The sequence below is a fragment of the Streptomyces sp. NPDC002577 genome, from assembly GCF_053594815.1.
On sequence record NZ_JBSFWK010000008.1, the window covers coordinates 179,814 to 202,559 of the forward strand.

General features: G+C 69.0%; 18 protein-coding genes. 9 read left to right on the forward strand and 9 right to left on the reverse strand.

The window, feature by feature from the left end; translation table 11 throughout:
- The first annotated feature begins 168 nt into the window (after positions 1-168).
- Both ACWD4J_RS14490 and ACWD4J_RS14495 read left to right on the forward strand, forming a co-directional pair.
- The gene (locus ACWD4J_RS14490; RefSeq protein ID WP_451395683.1) at positions 169-1,554 is read left to right on the forward strand and encodes a sensor histidine kinase; all 1,386 of its coding nucleotides are present in this window, start codon (positions 169-171) and stop codon (positions 1,552-1,554) included.
- Positions 1,551-2,243, forward strand: a complete 693-nt coding sequence (locus ACWD4J_RS14495) for a response regulator (protein WP_451395684.1) — start codon at positions 1,551-1,553, stop codon at positions 2,241-2,243. Before ACWD4J_RS14490 ends, ACWD4J_RS14495 begins: the two co-directional genes overlap by 4 nt.
- Before the next feature lie 205 nt (positions 2,244-2,448).
- On the opposite strand, the gene ACWD4J_RS14500 is transcribed toward ACWD4J_RS14495, so the two are convergent.
- The gene (locus ACWD4J_RS14500) at positions 2,449-3,180 is read right to left on the reverse strand and encodes a dienelactone hydrolase family protein (protein ID WP_451395685.1); all 732 of its coding nucleotides are present in this window, start codon (positions 3,178-3,180) and stop codon (positions 2,449-2,451) included.
- A 429-nt stretch (positions 3,181-3,609) separates the two neighbouring features.
- Between ACWD4J_RS14500 and ACWD4J_RS14505 the strand changes: the two genes are divergently transcribed.
- Entirely contained in the window at positions 3,610-5,505 is a 1,896-nt protein-coding gene (locus ACWD4J_RS14505) for an ATP-binding cassette domain-containing protein (RefSeq protein ID WP_451395686.1), read from the forward strand.
- Positions 5,506-5,540: 35 nt separating this feature from the next.
- Here the strand turns inward: ACWD4J_RS14505 and ACWD4J_RS14510 are convergent, their stop codons facing one another.
- Positions 5,541-6,185: a DNA-binding response regulator gene (locus ACWD4J_RS14510; RefSeq protein WP_451395763.1), complete on the reverse strand. Its 645-nt coding sequence runs from the start codon at positions 6,183-6,185 to the stop codon at positions 5,541-5,543.
- Between the two features lie 83 nt (positions 6,186-6,268).
- On the opposite strand from ACWD4J_RS14510, the gene ACWD4J_RS14515 reads away from it, so the two are divergent.
- Positions 6,269-7,126 carry an aldo/keto reductase gene (locus ACWD4J_RS14515; RefSeq protein WP_451395687.1) on the forward strand — a complete coding sequence of 286 codons (858 nt, stop codon included), beginning with the start codon at positions 6,269-6,271 and terminating at the stop codon, positions 7,124-7,126.
- Positions 7,127-7,237: 111 nt separating this feature from the next.
- Positions 7,238-9,331: an ATP-binding protein gene (locus ACWD4J_RS14520; protein ID WP_451395688.1), complete on the forward strand. Its 2,094-nt coding sequence runs from the start codon at positions 7,238-7,240 to the stop codon at positions 9,329-9,331.
- A gap of 330 nt (positions 9,332-9,661) precedes the next feature.
- Here the strand turns inward: ACWD4J_RS14520 and ACWD4J_RS14525 are convergent, their stop codons facing one another.
- Positions 9,662-11,911: a beta strand repeat-containing protein gene (locus ACWD4J_RS14525; RefSeq protein ID WP_451395689.1), complete on the reverse strand. Its 2,250-nt coding sequence runs from the start codon at positions 11,909-11,911 to the stop codon at positions 9,662-9,664.
- Positions 11,912-12,578: 667 nt separating this feature from the next.
- Positions 12,579-13,037: a MarR family winged helix-turn-helix transcriptional regulator gene (locus ACWD4J_RS14530; protein WP_451395690.1), complete on the reverse strand. Its 459-nt coding sequence runs from the start codon at positions 13,035-13,037 to the stop codon at positions 12,579-12,581.
- 97 nt (positions 13,038-13,134) lie between these two features.
- Between ACWD4J_RS14530 and ACWD4J_RS14535 the strand changes: the two genes are divergently transcribed.
- The 4 genes from ACWD4J_RS14535 to ACWD4J_RS14550 all read left to right on the forward strand — a co-directional run bounded on the left by ACWD4J_RS14535 (position 13,135) and on the right by ACWD4J_RS14550 (position 17,389).
- Positions 13,135-14,064 (forward strand): alpha/beta hydrolase, encoded by a 930-nt coding sequence (locus tag ACWD4J_RS14535; RefSeq protein WP_451395691.1) that lies wholly within the window; start codon positions 13,135-13,137, stop codon positions 14,062-14,064.
- 360 nt (positions 14,065-14,424) lie between these two features.
- Positions 14,425-14,850 (forward strand): hypothetical protein, encoded by a 426-nt coding sequence (locus ACWD4J_RS14540; protein ID WP_451395692.1) that lies wholly within the window; start codon positions 14,425-14,427, stop codon positions 14,848-14,850.
- A gap of 60 nt (positions 14,851-14,910) precedes the next feature.
- A complete protein-coding gene (locus tag ACWD4J_RS14545; RefSeq protein ID WP_451395693.1) occupies positions 14,911-16,155 on the forward strand; it encodes a CaiB/BaiF CoA transferase family protein in 1,245 nt (414 codons plus the stop codon).
- 58 nt (positions 16,156-16,213) lie between these two features.
- On the forward strand, positions 16,214-17,389 hold the full coding sequence (locus tag ACWD4J_RS14550; RefSeq protein ID WP_451395694.1) for an acyl-CoA dehydrogenase family protein: 1,176 nt from the start codon (positions 16,214-16,216) through the stop codon (positions 17,387-17,389).
- 215 nt (positions 17,390-17,604) lie between these two features.
- Here ACWD4J_RS14550 and ACWD4J_RS14555 read toward each other — a convergent pair whose 3' ends face one another.
- From ACWD4J_RS14555 to ACWD4J_RS14575, 5 genes are all read right to left on the reverse strand, one after another.
- Positions 17,605-18,471, reverse strand: a complete 867-nt coding sequence (locus ACWD4J_RS14555) for a 3-hydroxybutyryl-CoA dehydrogenase (protein WP_451395695.1) — start codon at positions 18,469-18,471, stop codon at positions 17,605-17,607.
- A gap of 310 nt (positions 18,472-18,781) precedes the next feature.
- Positions 18,782-19,690 carry a LysR substrate-binding domain-containing protein gene (locus ACWD4J_RS14560; protein WP_451395696.1) on the reverse strand — a complete coding sequence of 303 codons (909 nt, stop codon included), beginning with the start codon at positions 19,688-19,690 and terminating at the stop codon, positions 18,782-18,784.
- 199 nt (positions 19,691-19,889) lie between these two features.
- The gene (locus ACWD4J_RS14565; RefSeq protein ID WP_451395697.1) at positions 19,890-20,999 is read right to left on the reverse strand and encodes an alcohol dehydrogenase catalytic domain-containing protein; all 1,110 of its coding nucleotides are present in this window, start codon (positions 20,997-20,999) and stop codon (positions 19,890-19,892) included.
- A 70-nt stretch (positions 21,000-21,069) separates the two neighbouring features.
- A complete protein-coding gene (locus tag ACWD4J_RS14570) occupies positions 21,070-21,633 on the reverse strand; it encodes a carboxymuconolactone decarboxylase family protein (RefSeq protein ID WP_451395698.1) in 564 nt (187 codons plus the stop codon).
- 53 nt (positions 21,634-21,686) lie between these two features.
- A complete protein-coding gene (locus ACWD4J_RS14575; protein WP_451395699.1) occupies positions 21,687-22,691 on the reverse strand; it encodes a VOC family protein in 1,005 nt (334 codons plus the stop codon).
- Positions 22,692-22,746 lie beyond the last annotated feature (55 nt).

Consider the following 22,746-nt stretch of genomic DNA (forward strand, 5'->3'; position numbering starts at 1 on the left):
CGACGCTAGGGGCGGGAGCGTGTCCGGCACGTCGCCCGTGACGGCGACCTCGGCTGCCGTTGCAGGACGACCCGCCGAGCGCGTCATCCCTGCGATGTACGCGGAAGATGTAGCGCCGTCATCACAGGAAGGGACGTGGCCGGACCCGTGAATTGCCACACTGTGCCCATGAGCGGTGCTGTGCGGGCGGAGATCGTGGAGCGGTGGAGGACCGGTGTTGCGGCGCTGCTGCGTCCGGGCCCGGTGCCGCGCCCGTCCCGGTGGATGTGGACGGCCGACGCGGTCCTCGCCCTGGTCCTGGCAGCCTGCACGGTGGGTGCTTTCGTGGGGCAGGACCGCGGCGCGTTCAAGGTTCCGTCGGTCGGCGTGGGGGTGCCGGTTCCTCCCCCCGTGCCCGTCATGCCGCCCGCGTCCGCGGGCCCGGCGTACGACCCCGGAGCGCTGGTCCTGGCCGCCCTGACCGCGTTGCCTCTGATCGCGCGCCGACGGTACCCGTTGGCTGCTTTCTGGGCCGTGATCGTGGTGACGTTGCTCCTCAACCAGCGCACCGGCGCCGACACCGCGACCGCGTACACCTTCCTGTCCTGCGTGGTCGCCTCGTACAGCGCCGCTGTGGACAGCCCTCACCGGCTGCGTGCGCTCACGAGCCTCGGTGCGGGCGCGGCCCTGATGGCGGTCTTCCATGAGGAGTACTTTCCGTACTTCACACCCGGTTTCGTCCCTGTCCTCCTTCTGCTCGGGGTGGGCCTCGGAGCCAATGCGATCCACACCTGGAAGCAGCGCGTACGCGACCTGCAGGAACAGCAGGAAGCCGCCACCCGGCTGGCGGTCGACCACGAACGTTCCCGGATCGCCCGGGAGTTGCACGACGTCGTCACACACCATGTGAGCGTGATGGTGATCCAGGCGGGTGCGGCCCGCAAAGTGATGGACACGGCGCCCGGGATGGCCCGCGAGGCACTGCTGGCCGTCGAGGCCGGCGGGCGCACGGCGATGACCGAACTGCGCCACGTCATGGGTCTGCTCACCATGGCCGGTGACGGCCCCGACCCGGCCGTCGACACCGACCTGGCCCCCCAACCGGGCCTCGGCCAACTGGCGGCCCTCACCGACCGCGTACGCGGAACCGGCGTCCCTGTCGAGCTGACCGTCACCGGCACCCCGGCACCGCTTTTCGCCGGCGCCGACCTGGCCGCGTACCGCGTGGTCCAGGAGGCGCTGACCAACGCCGTCAAGCATGCCGCCGGAGCGCGGGTACGGGTCGCTGTCGACCACACGCCCGTGGAGGTGCACATCGAGGTGTCCGACACCGGAGGCACTCCGGCGACACCGGCCGGTCCGGGCGGCGGCCGCGGACTGATCGGCCTGCGCGAACGCCTCGCCGTCTGCGGCGGGACCCTCCACGCGGGCAAGCGCCCCACCGGCGGCTTCCGCGTCCGCGCCGTCATACCTGTCGAGAATCCGATCGAGGAACGGATCGAGGAACGGATCGAGGAACCGGTCGTGAAACGGATCGTGGAACCGGTCGAGGCGCCGGCCGAGGGGGCGTCGTGACCGAGCCGCCCCGCGTGGTGATCGCCGACGACCAGGCACTGGTCCGCACCGGTTTCGGCATGATCCTGGCCGCCGACGGAATCACCGTCGTCGCCGAGGCCGCCGACGGCGACGAGGCACTCGAAGCCGTCCGGCGCACCCGCCCCGACCTGGTCCTCATGGACATCCGGATGCCCGGGCTCGACGGCCTGGAAGCCACGCGGCGCATCCTCTCCGGGCTCGTGCCCGAGCCACCCCGCGTCCTCATACTGACCACCTACGACCTCGACCGCTATGTCTACGCCGCCCTCACCGCGGGCGCCAGCGGCTTCCTCCTCAAGGACGTCACCCCCGAGCACCTGGTCGCCGCCGTCCGCCTCGCCCACACCGGCGGTGCCCTGCTCGCCCCGGCCATCACCCGTCGTCTCGTCGAACGCTTCGCCGCCCGCGACGACACCCGCACCGCCGCCCTGCACCGAGACCTGTCGGTACTCACCCCTCGCGAGATGGAGGTCCTCCAAGCGCTCGGCGCCGGCCTGAGCAACGCCGAACTCGCCGCCCGGTTCCGTCTGAGCGAAGCCACCGTGAAAACCCACGTGGCCCGGATCCTCGCCAAACTCCGCCTGCGGGACCGTGCCCAGGCCGTCGTCGTGGCCTACGAGACGGGACTGATCGCCCCCGGAACGGGCACGACTGACACAGGGACGTGAAAAGGAACCGGCCCCCGGCAGAGTCCCAGCCGGCCAACCCTCTTGAACATCTGAACCGGAAGAGCAAACGCTGCTCCGACGTCGTCCAGGTCTTCCCGAATGCCGAGTCTTTCCGAACCAGTGTTCGCCGAACGCGCCGAACGCGCCCAACGCGCCGACCGGAAACCGATGCCGATCGGCGCGTCGCGGACTGCGGGCGGCGGTGTCAGGCGAGGTGCCTGGAGAAGAACCGTAGTGCGCTGTCCAGCTCGAAGGCCGGGACCTCCCCGTGCTTGCCGGGGTTGGCGTGCAACGTCTTCTCGGCTGAGGCCAGGGCGTCGAAGAGCGCCAGGCTCTGCGTACGCGGCACTCGCTCATCGTCCCACTGCACCAGGAACTCCACCGGGACGGTGATCCGCGCGGCGTTCTCGGCCGAGGCCAGAGCCCCACCCAGGCCCAACACCGCCGCGCGGACCCGAGGTTCGGCGGCGACAAACGGAACACCGAGTCCGCACCCCAGCGAGACCCCCCAGTAGCCCACCGGACCGGCGCCCACGTACTCGAGTTGCTGGACCGCGTCCAGGACCGCCTGCCATTCCGGGACGGTCTGGCAGGCTACGAGCGCCTGGAAGCCGGCGATCAGCGGAGCCAGCTCTTCTCCGGCCTCCACGCGGGCCTGGTTCTCGGTCGCGATCCGGTTGTACTCCTCGTCCGTCGGCCGGTCACCATGGCCGGGCACGTCGACCGCCACCACCGCGAAATCGCACTCGGCCACGAAGCGGCGCGCACGGGCCAGGATGCCGGGGGCCTTCTTGTGCTGACCGCCGCCGTGTCCCATCAAGATCAGGGGACGAGTACCGGCAGCACCGTCCGGCGTCCACAGCACGCCGGGAATCCCATCAAGGGTGAAGAGCCGTTCGGAGACACCATCGGACGACGTCTCAGAGGTGAAGCGCATAGCGTTTCAAGCCTTTCGGAATGCCTTCTGCGGGCACTCCCTACGCCATGCGTGGGAGGGAGCCCCGACCTGTCTCAACGTTGATCGGTCTCACCTCCTCGGTTCGCAGCAGCGCACGGCGGCACCGAAGCTATCACGAAGACAAGAGCAACGTCAGGGCGTGGATTCGCTGCTTGCCCCGGCGGTCGCTGCCCACGCGGTGCACCGTGTCAGGCATCAAAACCTCATGCGTCACATGCGCATCTAGCAGCGGTGTTTCGGCCAAACCGTCGCTGCGTCAGACCCGGGGAATCAGGCCGATCTCACGTTCGACCCCTTGCGACTGCTGCTCTCGGCTTCGTCCGGAATCGAGCGCGTTCGGTTTGGTGGCGGCCTCGTTGTGCCTGGCACCGCCGGACCGCCGGACACGGAGCCGACCACCAAGGAGGGATGCAGGTGACTGTGAATGACGCCTCGACTGAAAGCTCCAAGGTGCCGCCCCCTCCGCCACCGGCGGCTATCAACTACGAGGGCAAGTACGGGAAGAACCCGCTGGAAGAGGCAAGTTTCGCGAGGATGTGTGGGCGGCTGCCCTCGGTGCTGCGACACACCGCGCGCATGGCCTGGGCCGTGGACCGGAATGCCGTAACTCTCCTGCTCGCCTGCCAGATCCTGACCGGCAGCGCGGCCGCTGTGGTCCTCGCGTTCACCGCACAGGCCATGACATTCATCGTCGGCGACGGCGCGGTGTCCGAACGTCTGAACACGGCCCTGCCCTTTCTTCTGGTCGTCACCGCCGCGGCCGCGGTCGGTCGCATCAGCAGCGCTCTGGCCTCGTACGCCGACGGCCGGATCACTCCCCGCCTGGTGACCGAAGCGGACACTGCCCTGGTGGCCGCTGTGTGCCGTGTCGATGCCTCCGCCTACGGCGAGGACGGATTCGCGGACCGCCAGGAGGCCGCCGAGGTCGGCGTCACCCGTACCACGATGATGGTTCAAGACGCCCAGCGCTTCATGGCCGCCCTGGCCCGCATGACGGCCGCCGGCGGCGTCATCACCGTTCTTCACTGGCTGATGCTCCCGCTGCTGCTGCTCGCCGTGGTTCCGGCCGGGGTGGGCGCCGTACTGTCCGCCCGAGTCGACTACCAGACGCACTACGCCAACGTCGGTGATCGCAACGTGCGCGGCATGATGCGCTGGTGGGCCACCTACTCCCGGTTCGGCGACGAGGTGCGCGCCAACGGGATGACCGGCTACCTCGTGTACTGGTACCGAGCCCTGTCCGAGCGCATCGACCAGCGCACCCTCACCGCCGCACCACGCATGCTCCGCATCGTCCTGTCGACGTCCGCGCTCGGCGGCCTGTTCCTTCTCACAGCCTGGGCCACGCTCGCGTGGCTCGCCACCACCGGCCGCGTGGAACTCGCCGTCGCAGCCACCGCTGTCGTGGCCGTCCAGACCACACTCGCCGCACTGTCCCAGCTCGTGATCCACGGCGCCGCGATGTTCCACACCTCGCTCTACCTCGCTGACATGCGCTCCTTCCTGGACCTGGCCGCCGAACGAGCCCCCAGGCGCGGCGAGCTGAGCATCCCGGAGCAGGTCGACGAGATCCGGCTTGACGAGATCGTGTACCAGTACCCGGGAAAGGACACCCCGGCAGTGGACCGGGTCTCTCTCACACTGCGCCGCGGCGAGATCCTGGCGATCGTGGGCGAGAACGGGTCGGGCAAGTCCACCCTCACCAAGATCATCACTGGAATCCTGCTGCCCGACAAGGGCAGCGTGACTTGGGACGGCGCCGACCTGGCCCAGGCTGACCCCGACTCGGTGTGGTTGCGGACGGCCTTGGTTCCCCAGGCCTTCGCCACCTGGCCGTTGCGGGCACGCGAGAACGTCACCCTCGGACAGCCCCGCACGTTCGACGACGGGCCCGTATGGGAAGCCGTCGACGCAGTCGGCATGCGCGACGCGGTCGAGAAGCTGCCCCAGCAACTGGACACCCTGCTCGCCCGGGAGCTCTTCGGCGGCGCCGAACTCTCCGGCGGTCAATGGCAGCGGCTCGCCTGCGCCCGCGCCCTCTACCGGCGTACCCCGCTGTTGATCCTGGATGAGCCCACCTCCCAGATGGACCCGAGGGGCGAGCACCAGATCTTCCTGGAGATCAAGCGCATCGCCGCCGCACGCATGACGATCGTCGTCACGCATCAGCTCGAGAACACCAAGATCGCCGACCGGATCATCGTCATGCAGAACGGCCGCATCATCGAGCAAGGCCGGTACGACGAGCTCGCACACGGCAGCGGCCTGTTCGCCGAACTCCTCGCCCTGGCCAAAGACCGCTGACGACGAGGTCCCCGCCTACACCGGTCTTCAACCCCTCAGCCGCTCAGGCCCAGTTCACCCGCGCGCAACCCGGCCTGGAACCGTGAACCCGCGTCGAGGGCGTCGAGTAGTTCGGCGACCCGGCGGCGGTAGGTTCGCAGGGACATTCCGAGCTCCCGTGCGGCTGTCTCGTCGGTGGCGCCGGATCCCAGCGCGCGCAGGACCGTTCGACTCTCGGCATCGAGTTGGGGCTGCTCGCCGCGCAGGAAGGTTTTGAGGTCGGTGGCCGTCTCCCAGGCGGCTTCGAACAGCGCGTACACCCCGCCGACCAGGCTGGGTGCGGTGGTCACGGTGTACTCACGGCCTCCGGGGGAGTTCATTCCGGCGAGGATCGCGAACCGGCGATCGATGATGATCGTCTCGTGGGGGAGAGCGGTGGCGGCGATTCGCACCTGGGCACCCTTGTCGACGAGCTCGCTCAGGTGCTCGCGACCACGCTCGTCGGCCAGCGCGGCCGGACTGAACAGCTTGCGGATCTGCTGTGTGCCGCTCTCCCGCACCCGGTCGCCGGCGGCCTGCCGGGCGCTGGGGCGAGACGAGGTGTCGAGATCCCGTGCGGCGCAGACGAACTCCTCACAGACCGAAGAGAACAGATGCTCGGTACGCGTGAGGAGCTCGAGGTCACCGCGAATCGTTACCATCTCTGCCACGTCGCCATTCTGCCCGATGGCAGCAAGCTGCCACGGGCTCACAGGCCGAACCTCAGGTCAGGCAGGCTGAGTTCATGAGCAACGACTTCCGTCTTGGCAGCGACCTTCTGATCAACCGGATCGGCTTCGGGGCCATGCGCCTGCCCACGAACAGCTTCCACGGCCCGGCCCGCGATCCCGAAACCGGTCGCGCCGTTCTGCGCCGCGCCACTGAACTCGGCGTCGACCACATCGATACGGCCGCCTTCTACACCAGTGGCGATGGCACCGTTCGAGCCAACGAGCTGATCCGCGAGGCCCTCCACCCCTACCCGGCCGACCTGGTCATCGCCACCAAGGTCGGCCCGGTCCGCACCCCCGACGGCGGCCTGGCGGCCACCACCGACCCCGGGGACCTGCGCCCGCTGGTCGAAGAGAATCTCGAAACCCTCGGTGTGGACCGCCTCGATCTGGTCTACCTGCGCATCGGGGACATAAACCCGCCGCCGCACGGCGAATCCGTCGCCGAACGCTTCGAGGCGCTGGCCGCGATGCGCGAGGAGGGCCTGATCCGCCACCTCGGCCTGAGCAACGTCGACACCGACCACCTCGCCGAGGCCCGTGCGATCGCACCCGTCGCAGCCGTCCAGAACCACTTCCACGCCGGCAAGCGCGACGACACAGAGCTGCTGACCGCCTGCGAGCAGGCCGGCATCGCCTACGTGCCGTTCTTCCCGCTGGGCGGCGGGCTGAGCGACCTCACCGATGACCGCCTGGCCAAGGTCGCGGAACGGCATGGGGCCACGATCTCGCAGATCGCCCTGGCCTGGCTGCTTGCCTCGTCTCCCGTCACGCTGGCCATCCCCGGCACCGGCTCCCTGGCCCATCTTGAAGAGAACATTGCGGCCGGGTCGATCGCTCTCACCCAGGAGGATCTCTCCGATCTCACCTGACCCGCACTGCCTGCGTCCGTCCGCTCCGGCGCCGGTCGGCGGATGGTCGTGGGTGTCAGTATTCGATCAGGGCAGTGATCGCTTTCCGTACAACGAGTACGATGCCGCCATATGCAACACTTGGAGCGCTCCAACCCCCATCCGGGCGACTCTGAGACTCCGACCACGCTCGGCAATCTCACGCTCGAACTGAACACCTTCGTGGGCCGTACCGCCGAACTGGCGATGCTCACGGACGCACTTGAGGCGGACCGGCTGGTCACCGTGACCGGCGCCGGCGGAGTCGGCAAGTCTCGACTCGCGGTGCGGGCCGCGTCGACGGCCGCGCCGCGCGACGGCGTGTGGCTGGTGGAGCTGGCATCACTGCGGAAGGCAGACCTTGTCGAGCACGTGGTCGCCAAGGCGCTCGGGCTGACGGACTGCACGTCACGGCCCCCCCGCCAGGTGCTCGTCGACCATCTCGCACGGCGCGAACTTCTCCTCGTACTGGACGGGTTCGAGCACCTCGTCGACGCGAGCGGGTCACTGGTGCGGGATCTGCTGCGCCGCGCCCCCGGACTGCGGGTGCTGGCCGTGGGCCGCAGACCCCTGGGCGTCGAGGGCGAACGGCTGTTTCCTCTCCGCCCCATGCAGGAGGCGGAGGCTGCCGAGCTGTTCGCAGACCGTGCCGCGACCGTCCTGCCGGGTTTCGAGCTGGACGAAGGGAGTTCCCCCGACGTCCTGGAGGTGTGCCGGCGCCTGGACGGGATTCCGCTGGCCGTCGAGCTGGCGGCGGGCAGGCTGCGGTCGCTGTCCCCCGCACAGCTGCTGTCCCGGCTCGACGACCGGTTCGGGCTGCTCACGGGCGGCGGCCGCCATGCGCTGCCCCGCCATCAGACCATGCGCACCGCTATCGGCTGGAGCCACGAGTTGTGCACGCCGGACGAGCGGCTGCTGTGGGCGCGGCTGTCGGTGTTCTCGGGGAACTTCGATCTTGAGGCGGCCGAGTACGTCTGCGGAGGCCGCGGGCTGCCCGAGGACGCGGTGCTGGACCTGCTGGGCGAGCTGCTCGCGCAGTCCGTGGTGGGACGCGAGGAGACACCGGCTGGAGTGCGCTACCGGATGCTGGACACGGTCAGGGCGTACGGCGCCGACTGGCTGGAGGCGACCGGTGACACCGCACGGTTGCTGCGCCGGCACCGCGACTGGTACATGGGCCTGGCGGCCTGCTGCGAGCTGGACTGGTTCTCATCGCGGCAGCGGCATGCCGCGGTGCGCGTCGAGGCGGATCTGCCGAACCTGCGAATGGCGCTGGACCACTGCCTGTCGCAGCCCGGCGAGGGGTATCTGGGCCAGCAACTGGCGGGCAGCCTGTGGTTCTACTGGGCCGGCTGCGGACGGCTGGCCGAAGGCCGGCACTGGCTGGAGCGCAGCCTCGAGCTGGGCTTTGACCACGGCCACGAGGAGCCCTGGCTGAAGGCTCTGTGGGCGCTCGGCTACGTGGCGACCCTGCAAGCCGACATGGTGCCCGCACGGATCGCGCTGGTGCAGTGCCGGGACGAGGCGAATCGTTTCGGTAGCGCGTTGGCTGCTGCCTCGGCGACGCACTGCCTAGGACGCCTGGCGATGGTGACGGACGACCTGCCGAATGCCGAACAGATGCTGCGCGCGGCCGTCGACCGCTATCACGAACTGGGCGAGTTCAACAGCCATGTGTTGATGAGTCAGGTTGAACTGGCGCTGACGATGGCCTTCCAGGGCGATCTGGCGAGTGCCGTCATGCTGTGCGAGGACGTATTCCTGGTGTGCGAGGACCGCGGCGAGCTGTGGGCTCGGGCGCACGCGATGAATGTCCTTGCCTATGCAGCCTGGGTGGACGGCTCACTGGAGCGGGCCAGGGGGCTGCTCGAGGAGGCGCTCCCCGTCCACCAGGGCTTTCACGACGTGATCGGCACAGTGATCGCGATCGAGTTGCTGGCCCTGGTCACGGTGGCCGAGATGGATCCTGCCGAGGCCGCCGTGCTGCAGGGAGCGGCGAGCAGGATCTGGCCTTCGGTCGGGCTGCCGCTCTACGGCTCCCGCCACTTCAACGCCCCACATCACCTGTGCGAGAAGATGGCGCGCCGGGCGCTCGGCGACCAGCAGTACAAGGAGTACCTGAACGCCGGAGCCCGACTCGATACGGATGCCGCAGTGGCCCGCGTGATGAGCCGGCAGAACACGTGAGTACTTCGTACGCGCGGCCCGTACCGGCGGGCCGCCGCCGGCAGGTCGCTGCGCGCCAAGGGTGGTGAGCGCCGCTTTGGCCGCGCTGCAGACGACCGGACCGGCTGCGGTTACTGAGCCTCACCTCCGCCATGACCTGGGCCGTACGTCCCCGCCCGAGGAAGGAGTGGAGGAAGGGAGTGGAACCCGGTACCAGAAGGACAGGGCACCGGGCAAAGCAGCGCCCGCGCCCCGGTGTGGGGCGCGGGCGGCCGGCCGGTCAGGTGGTCGGGTTCTCAGCGCCTCCCCATGCCGTGACGATGGTGCTGGTGGTGGCCGCCGTGCGAGGGCTTACTTGCCTTGCGGGTAGCCGCCGTAGTGCGGAGGCCGCTTGCCCGGGTGGTGGGGGCGCCCCTTCTGCACCGTCACGGTGATGGTCGCCCGGGCGGACCGGCTGGTGACCCGGTCGCCGTTCTCGGCCGTGCCCCGTGCCCGCGCGGTGTTCGTGATCCGGCACCGGACACTACCGTCGGAACGCTTCGCAGACGTAAGGCACTTCCGCACACCCGCACGCGTGATCGTGTAGCTGCCGCGGCACGTCGTGCTCTGGCCGGGGGCCAGCGTGGTCCGGTCGCAGGTGACGCGGTTGACCAGGTTGTCCGTGACACCGACGTTGCTCAGCTCGGTGTTACCCGTGTTGGTCACCGTGTACGTGTAGCGCACCGTGTCCCCGACCTTGAACGGGCCGCGGGACTGCACCCGCTTGACGACCGTCACGGCGGGGGTGACGGGCACGGCTTTCCATACCGCGCTCAGCGTGGTGTTGCCAGTGAGCGGGAAGGTGTCGCCTGGTTGATATTGGGCGGAGGTGGCATTCGGGTTCGTGGACCAGCCCAGGAACCGATACCCGGTCCTCTCCAGGCTCCCTTTTCCGAGCACCGTCACGGTGTCGCCAGGCTCATATGAGGTGGCGTCCACCGGCGCGCTGCCGGAGGTGTTGCCGTTGCCGTCGTACGTCACCGCGTAGGTGATGGGTTCGCCGAAGCGGTGATTGATGTCGAGGTTGTTGTAGCCCTGGGTCAGCCCAGCGGACCACTGGGTGCCGCGAATCTGCGCCGCATAGACGGCGTCGTCCGCAGGATTCCGGTGGTACGCCGCGGACGCCCGGTTGCGTGAGAAGACCACGCCCGCTTCCACCGTCAGTCTCGTGTAGTCGTCGGTCCACACACCGCCGCCGTCGACGACGGCCGTGTTGCCGGTGATGCTTCCCGCCTGGATGTCGGTCACGGCCCCGCTGGTGTTGTAGATGCCGCCGCCGTCGACCCCGGCAGTGTTGCCGGTGAGGGAGCCCCCGTTGACGGTGGTCACGGCCGCCTCGCCGGTGTTGTGGACGGCACCACCGTTACTGGCGCGCTCATCCCTGATCACACCGCCGCTCATCGTGAAGGTAGCGGCCCCGGTGCCGGAGCTGATGTTGAAGACGCCACCGCCTCTACTGACGGCGGCCGTCGTGACATTCCCCGAGACAGTGCCGCCGCTCATCGTGAACGCGGTCGCTGCCGCCGTGTCGCTCCAGTTCAGAACGCCGCCGCCGCTGGTGCCGGTATTCCCGGAGATCTCACCACTCGTCATCTTGAAGGTCGCGCCCCGCTGGTTGGTCACGCCTCCGCCCGAGGTGGCGCCGGCCGTATTTCCCGAAACCTTGCCGCCCGCCAGGGTGAAGGTCGCGCCGGTGAAGTTGAAAACACCGCCGCCGGTATCCCCCGTGGCGGTATTCCCCGAAATCTCGCCACCGCTCATGGTGAAGGTGGCGTTCGCGGCGTTGTTACGCACACCACCGGCGGTCGCGGTAGCCGTGTTGCCGCTGATCATCCCGCCGGTCATGGTGAAGGTGGCGAAGTTGTAGATGCCTGCCCCGTTCGTCGCCGTATTGCCGGTGATGCGGGCGGTGTCGGAGATGCGGAGGGTCCCCAGGCTGCTCACCCCGCCTCCAGCGGGCCCTGAGTTGCCGGTGATCCCCCCGCCGCTCATGTCGAAGGTCCCACCGGCGTCGTTGAAGACGCCGCCACCGCTGGTCCCGGCGGTGCCCGCGGTGTTGCCGCTGATCGACCCGCCGGTCATGGTGAAGCTTCCGCTGTTGTAAACGCCGGCACCATTCCTGCCGCTCGCGGCGGTGTTGTCCCTGATCGACCCACCGCTCATCGTGACCGTGCCGAAGTTGCGTACGCCGGAGCCGTTGTTGGCGGGCAGCGCCAAGTTTCCCGAGACCGCGCCGCTGGCCAAGACCAGCTCGCCGCCCGACTGGACCACAACACCGCTGCCGGTCTGACCGCTTGCATGGGTAACGGTGATCCCACCCAACCTCAGCTTGCCGCCGTCGGCCACCGTCACCGTGTCCCGAGCAGCCGCACCGATCAGACCGTGGTCCCCAGTCAAGGTGATGTCCTTGCCCGGGGGAATCGTCAGGGTGTCGCTCAGCGTGATGTCGTTGTCCAGCGGAATGCTCGTCGGACCGACCGCACTCGAGATCGCCGCCTGAAGCTGGGATTCGGTGCCGACAGCCGAGGCGGACGCCGGACACGCGAAAACCGTCGCAATCACCGCGATTACCACCACCGGCAATGACAGCAGGTTCTTACGAACCACAGGTATCTCCGTTCGGGAGAGTAGGCTATTTGGCCGATTTTGTCCGTAATCTACGGGCCGGCCGGCTCATGCTCCGGAGGGACACGCTCCAATCGCAAACGGCTCGCGCGGCGTCGGGCATCAGACGACTCTGCCGGGCCCTGCCGGCTGCGCTCAGGGCAGAGAGAACGACAGCGGAGCCAATAAACCCGAGACACGCCGTTGAGCAGACCATGAACCGATCTGGGTGTTGTACTCCTGTCGCCGAGGCGGCAGGCCGCTGCCGCGGCATGCACCAGATTCCGTTCCGCGGCGTCCTCTCCCAGCACCTGCGCGGCATCCCGGCGCTTTTCCAGCAGTCCCAGCGGCGACGGCATCGCCCCCCTGTTCGGCCTCGACGATCAGACGGCGAATCCCTCCCGCAGAACCCCGCGCACCACACCTGAACAGCGAAAAGTCATAGCCAAGTTCGGATTACGGATGGCTTCTCAGAGGGGGAGGACTGGTGATGCAGCAGGAGCGTTGGGGGCACTGGCGCTCGCAGCCCCGCTCGGGGGAAGCGGCTCGCCTGGTCCGTGCCTGGTACCGGCGCGTGGAGCGCTCTGCCTGCAAGGCGGCCGTCGGCCGCGCCGGCCGGGCCCCCTCAGCCCGGCTGGCCGTGGGAGCCCGCCTCGAGAGTCGCCCGAAGGGTGGCCAGGGTTGAGGCGATGCGGTTCAGGTCGTCAGGGGGAACCGCCGCGGTCAGCGAGATGAGTTCGCTTTCGGCAATGGGGCGAGAAGCGGCCGACTGTTTCTTGCCCTCGGATGTGAGGCGGAGGACGGACGAGCGGCGGTCCTGGGGGTGCGCGACCCGCAGGCACCAGCCCGCAGCCACCAGCCGGTCGACCGCCTTGCTGACGGCCCCCACGGTGATCGCCAGTTCGCCGACGATGTCGAGAACGCGGCACCCCGGCAGGCGGTCGATGATCTCCAGAAGCTCGAACTGTCCCAGCCCCAGGCCTTGTTCGGCGCGCAGCCGGGCGCTCACCGCGTTGTAGAGCTGGGTCTCGACGCGGACGAGGTCGGTGAAGGTCGGGTGACGTGGCTCACAGCGAACCTCCATTAGATTCCTGGGAATCATCTTCCTTGGAATCCGGTTGGGCTCAGGCAGATGGATTCCCAGGAATCCATCCTCGCACCCCGACCCATGGAGGCTCCACATGTCCCGACAGCAGCGCGACGCCCTGGATGCCACGCTCCGTTCCGCCCCTCGTAGCGAGACGCGGCCCACTCTCGAGAAGCAGCGCAGCGGTTTCACCGCAGCTGTCACCCGCCCAGCGCCGGAGGGCGTGGTCACCCGCAGGACCGTCCTGGGCGGGCGGCCGACCCTGGAGCTGGAGCCGGCCAAAGTCTCCGGCCGCGGCCGGCTGCTCTACCTGCACGGCGGCGGCTACGTCATCGGCTCACCGGACACCCATGCAGGGCTGGTCGGTGAACTGGCCCGCCGCGCCGGGCTGCGAGCGATGTCGGTGGATTACCGGCTGGCGCCCGAGCACCCTTTCCCCGCGGCCGTCGACGACGGGCTAGCGGCCTATCGAGAGCTGCTGGCGGCGGGTACCGACCCACGGGACCTCGTCATGGCCGGTGACTCCGCCGGTGGCGGCTTGAGCATCGCCACGCTGCTCGCGGCCCGGGAGGCCGGGCTGCCGCAACCAGCCGCCGTGGTCGTCTTCTCCCCCTGGGTCGACCTCACCCTCGCTGGCGGAAGCATCCATTCCAAGGAGGGCGCCGACCCCATATTCACCGAGGCCGACGTGCGCGCCTACGCCGATCTCTACGTCGGCGCAGGCGACCGGGCGCATCCCCTGGCCAGCCCGGTGTTCGCCGACCTCACCGGACTGCCCCCACTACTCGTACAGGTCGGGGCGAACGAGGTGCTGCTCGACGACGCGGTCCGGCTGGCCGGCCGCGCGGGCGCCGACGACGTCGAGGTCACGCTCGAAGTCGGGCCCGGCCTCCCCCACGTCTTCCAGCACCACTACGGCCGCCTCGACGAGGCGGACGCCGCACTCGACCGCGCCGCCCGCTTCCTCACCGCCCACCTCGGCGCCGGGCACCCGGGCGCCGACCGTCTCGAACCGGTCCACTGACGCCGAGCCCGGTGGCCTGCACGTGATGTCGGCGACGCTCGCAGGAGCACCATCGCCGACATCACGAGTTCAACTTCAGTAGCCGGGAGCGGAGCCCACAGGTCCGGTAGCAGTAGAACACCGGGCCCATGTCGGGTTCAGGCCCCGAGCAGCGGCAGAAGCCGCTCGTGACTGCGAGGGCTCCGGCGTGAGAGTAGCGCCGGGAAACCGGCTCTGACCTCAGCGAACAGAACGTTTTCCGCGCACAAAGATGCGTCATCTGGTCATTGACCGGCGATCGGCGGCAGAGCCAGGGTGGTGGAGAGACATCGGATTCCGATCACCCGGTTCCGGTCACCGAACTGCGTGCAGGAGGCCGTGATGTTCCAGACAGACACCCGCGAACACACCGGGTTCGGGGAAGGCTGCGCAGCCGCTACCGCCGGCACGACCACACCCCCCGTACCGGCGGTCTGCGGCGAACTGTTCTTCCAGCGCTGCCTCTGGTGCGGCACTGCGGACTACCGCCGCTCGTTCTGCCGTGCCTGCGGGTCCATGGCCTTCAACCGGGAACGCAGCGCGGGCGCTGGGGTCGTCGTGCGCCGCAACGGCCACGCCCAGCAGAACACGTGGTTCGTCGCGATGGACGAGGGCTTCAACCTGCTCTGCCAGATCACCGTGACGGCGCCGGTCGTGGCGGCGGTCGGGGCACGGGTGCGTGTCGTACGAGCCGTCGCCCCACCCGGCCGGGGACTTCCCGTCGTCGAACTCACCCACCCGGCGCCGCTTTCGCAGCGCTGGTGGTGAGGGGAAACGGCTCCGGCGGAGCCATGTTCGCGTGGACGGAACGAACAGAGAGGAGGGTGCGTGAGCAACCAGCACAACGCGCCGGACGAATGGGCCGGCGTACTCGACGGAGCAGGGCGCGGCGCGCTGGACGGTCTGCGCATCGTCGACTTCTCCCGGGTCCTCGCGGGACCCTACGCCACCATGCTCCTCGCCGACCTCGGCGCCGACGTGGTGAAGGTCGAGCGGCCGGGCCTCGGAGACGACACGCGGGCCTGGCATCCCCCGGCCGGCCACGACGGCACATCGACCTATTTCCTGAGCGTCAACCGGAACAAGAGGTCCGTCGTCCTGGACCTCACGACCGAGGCCGGCCTGGAACACGCTCGGGCCCTGGTCGCCGAGTCCGACGTGCTCGTGGAGAACTTCCGTCCCGGCACGATGGAACGGCTGGGTCTCGGCCATCGCGAACTCCGCGCCAGGCACCCGGGGTTGGTCTACTGCTCGATCAGCGGTTTCGGCAGCGGCGCGGGCGCGGCGATCCCGGGATACGACCTGCTCGTACAGGCCGTCGGCGGCCTGATGAGCGTGACCGGGGACGCGGCGGGGGAGCCGGTGAAGGCGGGTGTGGCCCTGGTCGATGTGATCACCGGCCTGCACGCCGCACTCGGCGTCCTCGCGGCGCTACGGCACAGGGACGCCACGGGTGAGGGCCAGCGTGTGGAGGTGAACCTGCTCGCCTCGCTGCTGTCGGCCATGGTCAACCAGGCGTCGGCGTTCGCCGTCGCCGGTGTGGTCCCGGGCCGCATGGGCAACGCGCACCCGAGCATCGCCCCGTACGAGACCTTCCCGGCCGCCGATCGTCCCATCGCGATCGCGGTGGGCAACGACCGGCAGTTCGCCGCGCTCGCCGAGGCCGTCGGGGATCCCGGGCTCGCGCGCGACGACCGCTTCCGCACCAACGCCGACCGGGTCGCCCACCGCGCCGAACTGCGGGACATCCTGATCGCACGGCTCAGCGCCGCCGGCGCCGACCACTGGTCGGCCGTCCTGCTGGCCGCGGGTGTGCCCGCCGGACCCGTCAACACCCTCGACGAGGCATTTGACTTCGCCGAGAAGCTCGGCCTTCCCAGCATCGTCAACATTCCTGCCGCACCCGCCGACGGAGTAGCGGGCAAGACCTCCCGCCAGGTCGCGAGTCCCATCGCACTGAGCGGCACACCCGCGCAGTACCGCCTTCCGCCGCCGAGCCTGGGCCAGCACACCGCGGAGATCCTCGACCGCTTGTCCGACCACGCCTCCGCGGCGAAGGGAGCGGTCACATGATCGTCCCCGGCGCAGAAACCACTACCGAACCGACCCTTACGACCACCAGGAGCCCACGATGAGCCGCAAGCCGATCAAGGACCCTCTCGACCTGCTCGACCTCTCCTCCAGCCTCACTGACGAGGAACGCGAGATCCAGGCCACCGTCGCCAAGTTCCTCGCCGACCAGGTACGCCCGCACATCGGCGAGTGGTTCGAGAACGCCCACTTCGCCCGTGAACTCGCCCCCGAGCTCGGCAAGCTGGGCGTACTCGGCATGCACCTCGAAGGCTACGGCTGCGCCGGGACGAACGCGGTCAGCTATGGCCTTGCCTGTCTGGAGCTGGAGGCGGCGGACTCCGGATTCCGCAGCTTCGTCTCGGTGCAGGGCTCGCTGTCGATGTTCTCCATCTGGAAGTGGGGTTCGGAGGAGCAGAAGCAGGAGTGGCTGCCCCGGCTCGCCGCCGGTGAGGCGATCGGCTGCTTCGGCCTGACCGAGCCCGATTTCGGCAGCAACCCCGCCGGGATGCGCACCAGGGCTGTCCGCGACGGCGACGACTGGATCCTGAACGGCTCCAAGATGTGGATCACCAACGGCGGTATAGCCGATGTGGCCACGGTGTGGGCACAGACCGAGGACGGTGTCCGCGGCTTCCTCGTGCCGCGCGGGACGCCCGGATTCACCACCCAGGACATCAAGCAGAAGATGTCGCTGCGCGCATCCATCACCTCGGAGCTGTACTTCGACAACGTGCGGCTGCCCGACTCGGCGCGGCTACCGCTCGCGGAGGGCCTGCGCGGACCGCTGTCCTGCCTGAACGAGGCCCGTTTCGGCATCCTGTTCGGCGCGGTCGGCGCGGGCCGCGACTCGCTCCAGGCGGCCATCGAGTACGCCGACTCCCGGGTGCAGTTCGACAAGCCGATCAGCGCATTCCAGCTCACCCAGAAGAAGCTCGCCGACATGACCGTGTCCCTGAGCAGCGCCGCGCTGCTCGCCGTGCACCTGGGCCGGCTCAAGGACCAGCACCGCATCCGGCCGGAGCAGATCAGCGTCGGCAAGCTCAACAACGTCCGGGAAGCGCTCGCCATCGCACGGGAGTGCCGCACTGTCCTGGGGGCCAACGGCATCTCCCTGGAGTACTCGCCGCTGCGCCACGCCAACAACCTGGAGTCCGTCCTGACCTACGAAGGCACCAGTGAGATGCACACCCTGGTCGTCGGGCAGGCGATCACAGGGCAGGCGGCATTCCGCTGACCGCTGACCGTCGGAGACTGAGCGTGGTCGCGGCCGAGCACCGCATCTCCCGCCGCGACGTCAGTCGTTGATTTCGCCGACGCAGCAGTCTGCGGCCCGTGAACAATCGTTGACGGGTGCTCGGTGTCTGCGTGCACGGGCAGTGCACGCGGACACCGGTAGAGGGCCGTGGTGTGACAGGCTCGTCCCTCGCCCCTCGCTGCTGGCTGCCGCCCTCAGGCCGCCTGGTAGCTGAAGAACCCCTGTCCCGACTTGCGGCCCAGCAGACCCGATTCGACCATGCGGCGCAGCAGCGGGGGAGGGGCGTACTGCGGTTCCCGGTACTCCTCGTACAGTGCCTCGCCGATGGCCGCCACCGTGTCCAGGCCGATGAGGTCGGCGAGGCGCAGTGGGCCCATGGGGTGGGCGCAACCGGCGGTCATCCCTGTATCGATGTCCTCCGCCGTCGCCGTGCCGGAACCGACCATCCGCACTGCCGCCAACAGGTAGGGAATCAGCAGGGAGTTCACCACGAAGCCCGCACGGTCCTGGGTGACGATCGTCTTCTTGCCCAGGACTTCGCCCGCGAAGGCACGCGCGCGCAGTTCCGTGGCCTTCGAAGTGTGCAAAGAGGGGATCACCTCGACCAGCGGCATCACGGGGACCGGGTTGAAGAAGTGCAACCCGATCACCGCTTCCGGACGCCCGGTCGCGGCCCCGAGGCGGGCGATGGGGATCGAGGAGGTGTTGCTGGCCAATATGGCCGCCGGGTCGGTCACCACCTCGCCCAGCTGCCGGAACAGAGCGGTCTTGGCCTGCTCGTTCTCGACGGCGGCCTCGACGACCAGGTCCGCCCCGGCCATGAGGGAGAGGTCGGCGGTGGCCGAGAGCCCGGCCAGGGCATGTGTGCGGTCCTCCGGGGTGATGGCGCCGCGCTGCTCCGCCTTGAGCAGGGAGTCCGCCACGCCGGCCAGTCCGGCCCGCGCCCTGTCCTCGGTCACGTCGCACAACGTGACGTGCAACCCGGCCCGGGCGCAGACCTCGGTGATGCCCCGGCCCATCTGCCCGGCGCCGACGACGCCCACGTGCTTGATCGATGTCATGTGCTCCTCCGACTGTCCCGTCCGTCCGGCGGTGCTCGACCGACGCCGGACGGTCTGTGCTGCAGTGTTGAGCGTAAGTCGGGTACAACCCCTCTGACCTGCTTGGACAGTGCGTCATCCGCGTACAAACATGCGCCGGTTCGTCGTTGACCGGCTGTACCGGGCGGCTCCACACTGCTGTGATTCGCCGACTTCGACTGCCGGCTGCTTCCGCGAGATTCACGCCCCTGGTGATCGACCGTGCTGAGATCGGCCATGCTGACTGGGCGTCAGGCTCTCGCCGGACGCCTCCTGCCGAAGATCCAGGGCCTCAGCCGACCGTGACCGGCGCTGCAGCCGCCTCCCGCAGTCGGCGGATCACGCTGCGAACCGCGGGCGAGGTCTCGCCCCTGCGGTAGGCGCCCACCAGCCGGGTGGTCAGCTGTACGTCCGCCAGGGGACGGTAGGCAACCCCCGGGATGTTCACGCGGCGCAGTGAAGCGGGGACCAGAGCGACCGCGAGACCACCGCCCACCAGTGTCAGGGCTGCGATGAAGTCGCGGACCGGGGGAGCGCACCGAGGGCTGAAGCCCCCTTGCTCCGCCACGTCGAGTATCTGGTCGCGGCAGCCGTACTCCTCGTCGAAGTGCGGGGCCACGAAGCACTCGTCGCGCAGCTTCGCCGCCGGTACCGCCTCGTACGCCGCCAGCGGTGCGCCGGCCGGCAGCGCCAGGACGACGTCCTCGGTGAGGAGGCAGGTGGCTGTGACGTCGGGCGGGTACTCCGGCCGCCACCGCAGAAAGCCGACGTCGATGTCCCCGCAGGCCAGCGCCTCCAGCTGGGCCGGTGTCTCCAGCTCGCGGACCTGCACCGTCAGCTCGGTGCCGGTGGCCGCGCAGCGGGTGAGGACGTCGGTCAGGACTCCGGAGAACGCGGCCGAGGCGACGTACGCGATCTGGGCATGCCCCAGCTCCCCGCGGCCGGCACGCCGGCCCACCGCCTCGGCCCGGGCGGCCTGGGCGAGGGTCAGCCGCGCTTCCTCGAGGAACAGCCGCCCGGCGCTGGTCAGGGCCGGGCGCGTGCGCCGTCCGCGGTCGATCAGCCGCACGCCCAGGTGCGACTCCAGCGCCCTGACCTGGGCGCTGAGTGCCGACGGTGCCAGGTGCAGACGATCCGCGGCCCGCGCGAAGTGCAGTTCCTCCGCGACGGTGACGAACGATTCCAGCCAGCGCAGTTCCATCGGCTCCTCAGTCCTGTCGGGTCTGTGCCGACGAGAGTACGGCCGTGCGCACGGCCTGCGGGAAGAGGACCCCGCGGCGGCGTCAGGGCAGAACAGGACCGCCGCGGGGCGAGTGGGGGGGCGTCCTTTCCGGGGTGTCTTGCAGGGGCTCACGATGTGTTTCAGGGGTCACTATGTTTTTCAGAGAATTTCGAGCATTTCAGGGGATTACGACATAGTTGCTGAATCCACCGTCGCGGTCCGTGGTACGTCCCGATATCGCTTCGTTGACCTTCGCCAGCGGGAAGGGCTTGGTGATCAGATAGGACAGGTCCAGGGCGCCCGTGGCCACCATGTCGGCGATCTCCTGGCCCTGCGCGGTGCTGAACCAGTTGGAGCCGATCAGCTGGACCTGCTCGTCCATGAGCCACTTCACGTCCACAGGCAGCCGGTCGGCCACACCGCCGACGTTGATCACCTTGCCACCGCGGCGGACGCCCAGCATGGAGTCCAGCATCGACTCCACCGGGGCCTTGGCGCCCAGGGCGCTGATGACGAAGTCCGCCCCCTCGCCGCCGGTGCGGGACTTCGCCCACGCGCCGGAGGAGCCCTCGCCCAGCCGCATGACCTCGATCCGATCCGGGGCCAGTTCCTTGACGCGCTTGAGGAGCTCCTCGTTGCGGCCGGTTCCCAGGACCCTGGAGACTCCCGACGCCAGCGCGAGGAGAGTCGCGGCGACGCCGAGGGTGCCGGTGATCCCGTCGATCAGCGCGACCTGGCCGGGGCCGGCCGCGGCGTGCCTGAGGGCACCGTACGACGTGCCGATGTAGCCGAGTTTGCCGGCCTGTTCGAACGTCATGTTGTCGGGGATGTTGACGATCGAGTACTGCGGCGCCGTCATGTACTCGCAGAAGCCGCCGTAGGGGTAGAGGTCGAAGATCCGCTGACCGTCGCGGGAGGTGCTGAAGTAGCCGTTCAGGGTGAAGTAGCGGCAGCGGCTGAGCTCGCCGCCGCGGCACACCTGGCAGCTGCCGCAGGACCGCAGCGGGCTCACATAGACCCTGTCGCCGGGCTGGGTGCCCAGCACCGCCTCGCCGACCGCCTCGACCACGCCCGCCGGGTCCAGGCCGAAGATCGCGGGAAGCTTGGGCAGCGGCTGGTGCGGGTACCAGGTGGGCCAGTTGTTGATCACGTTGGCCATGTTCGGCACGATTCCGCAAGCTTTGACCCGCACCAGCACATCGGTCGGCCGTGGGGTGGGCACGTCGATCGTGTCCACGGACATCGGCTCACCGAGGGCATGCAGTCGAGCAGCGAGCATTTTCGCCATTGAAATACTCCTTGAAACCGCTCCGTCCCGATGACCGGGGGACGGAGACATTCTTTTCGGCGACCGGGAACTATGAATTCGGCAACGAACTCGGGAAGGGATTCGGGTAGTTGTCCTCGAGGTCGATGTCCAGCAGGCCCATGATGCGGACGCCGGAGTTGTACCAGGCGATGGACAACGACAGTTCGACCAGCTGCCGCTCCGACAGGCGCTCGGCAGCGGCACGCCACGTCTCCTCGGAGACATGGACCTGCAGTGTGGACTCCTCGGCGAGGCGCATGACCGCCTTCTCCGTCTCGTCGAACAGGTCGGACGCCTCGAAGTTGGCCACCGCCGCCAGCTGTTCCTCGGTGAGGCCCGCCTTGAGCCCGTGCGACTGGTGATGCGCGACCTCGTACGCGGACCGGGTCGCGTGGCCCACGGTCAAGATCGCCAGTTCACGCAAGCGGGGGCTGAGGTCGGCGGCCCGCAGCGAGTTGGCGTAGGTCAGGAAGGCGTCCAGCTGCGCGGGCGCGTGGGTGAGGGCCAGGAAGATGTTCGCCGTCGGTACCTTGCGTTCGGTCTCCAGCCTGTCGTACAGCGGCTTCAGTGACTCGTCCGCATCCTCGCGGCGAAGGTAGGGCACTCGTGCCATGTCGTCTCCTCGGGGGACGGGCATACGAAGGTCAGGGACTGGGATGCGAGAGGTCAGGGGAGGGGCTGTTCGAGCAGGAACCGCTCGAGCGACATCGGCTTCGGCGGCTCGGCCGGCGGGACCTGGGGCGCGCCGACGAAGGTCGACGCCTCGAAGTACCACTTCTCCAGGGCCGGCAGGCCCCAGCGCGCGTTGGTGCTCAGTGATGCCGCGTCCCAGCGCACGGGCTCGATCTCGGCGTCGATCGTCTGGTAGTGGCTGTTGAAGACCTCCACCCGGTGGCCGTCGGGGTCGCGGAGGTAGGCGAAGAGCATCCCGCCCGGACCGTGCCGCCCCGGGCCCCGCTCCACGCCGTCGCCGTAGCCGAGGATGCCCGCCCAGTCGCAGGCGGTGAAGATGTCGCGGCTCTCGGAGACGGTGTACGCGAAATGGTGCAGGGCGGGGCCGGTGTTCTCGACGATCGCCAGGTCCAGGCAGGTGCCCTTGCGGTACATGAACGCGCCCAGCAGCTTGTCGCCGTGCTCCAGGTACTCCGAGTTGCGGAAGCCGAGTTCGCTGTAGAACGCGCACAGCTCGTAGGTGTCGGGCGCGAAGATCTGGTAGTGGTCCAGCCGCTGCGCGTGGGCACCCTTGTACAGCTCGAAGTTGATGTGCAGCCGCGGCCGGGTCTCCATGGTCGCGCACAGTTCGAGCGGCGTGCCGATGGGGTCGCTGACGTGCAGGGTGCGGCCCTGGTACGGGACGTCGACCCACTCGGCGGGCAGTCCCCGCTCACGGAACCAGGCGTACGCCAGGTCGAGGTCCTCGTCGAAGAAGACCCGGAAGCCGATTCTGCGGCAGCTGCCCGCGACCTCCTCGTCCAGCTCCAGCACGAGACTGTGGTGGCAGGCCTCGGCCAGGCCGCGGAGGTGGCAGGTGCGCTCGTCCTCGTCGCTGACGACGAGTCCGAGGGCGTTCACGTAGAAGTTCCGGCTCTCGGCCAGATCGGCGACCGTGAGACGAACGTGGCTGGAGCGGGTGATGTTGAAACTCGGGCGCAGATTGACGGGTGGCAGCATGCTGGTCTCCGTGCTCCGGTCGGCTCTGGATTTCGATGACTGTATTACTGCGAAG

Excerpts from the sequence above, each read along its gene's own strand:
- ACWD4J_RS14500 (WP_451395685.1), bottom strand. The coding sequence starts at position 3,180 with ATGCGCTTCACCTCTGAGACGTCGTCCGATGGTGTCTCCGAACGGCTC.
- ACWD4J_RS14565 (WP_451395697.1), bottom strand. The coding sequence starts at position 20,999 with ATGGCGAAAATGCTCGCTGCTCGACTGCATGCCCTCGGTGAGCCGATG.
- ACWD4J_RS14535 (WP_451395691.1), top strand. The coding sequence starts at position 13,135 with ATGTCCCGACAGCAGCGCGACGCCCTGGATGCCACGCTCCGTTCCGCC.
- ACWD4J_RS14560 (WP_451395696.1), bottom strand. The coding sequence starts at position 19,690 with ATGGAACTGCGCTGGCTGGAATCGTTCGTCACCGTCGCGGAGGAACTG.
- ACWD4J_RS14550 (WP_451395694.1), top strand. The coding sequence starts at position 16,214 with ATGAGCCGCAAGCCGATCAAGGACCCTCTCGACCTGCTCGACCTCTCC.
- ACWD4J_RS14490 (WP_451395683.1), top strand. The coding sequence starts at position 169 with ATGAGCGGTGCTGTGCGGGCGGAGATCGTGGAGCGGTGGAGGACCGGT.
- ACWD4J_RS14575 (WP_451395699.1), bottom strand. The coding sequence starts at position 22,691 with ATGCTGCCACCCGTCAATCTGCGCCCGAGTTTCAACATCACCCGCTCC.
- ACWD4J_RS14510 (WP_451395763.1), bottom strand. The coding sequence starts at position 6,185 with ATGGTAACGATTCGCGGTGACCTCGAGCTCCTCACGCGTACCGAGCAT.
- ACWD4J_RS14505 (WP_451395686.1), top strand. The coding sequence starts at position 3,610 with ATGCAGGTGACTGTGAATGACGCCTCGACTGAAAGCTCCAAGGTGCCG.
- ACWD4J_RS14530 (WP_451395690.1), bottom strand. The coding sequence starts at position 13,037 with ATGGAGGTTCGCTGTGAGCCACGTCACCCGACCTTCACCGACCTCGTC.
- ACWD4J_RS14520 (WP_451395688.1), top strand. The coding sequence starts at position 7,238 with ATGCAACACTTGGAGCGCTCCAACCCCCATCCGGGCGACTCTGAGACT.
- ACWD4J_RS14540 (WP_451395692.1), top strand. The coding sequence starts at position 14,425 with ATGTTCCAGACAGACACCCGCGAACACACCGGGTTCGGGGAAGGCTGC.
- ACWD4J_RS14555 (WP_451395695.1), bottom strand. The coding sequence starts at position 18,471 with ATGACATCGATCAAGCACGTGGGCGTCGTCGGCGCCGGGCAGATGGGC.
- ACWD4J_RS14515 (WP_451395687.1), top strand. The coding sequence starts at position 6,269 with ATGAGCAACGACTTCCGTCTTGGCAGCGACCTTCTGATCAACCGGATC.
- ACWD4J_RS14570 (WP_451395698.1), bottom strand. The coding sequence starts at position 21,633 with ATGGCACGAGTGCCCTACCTTCGCCGCGAGGATGCGGACGAGTCACTG.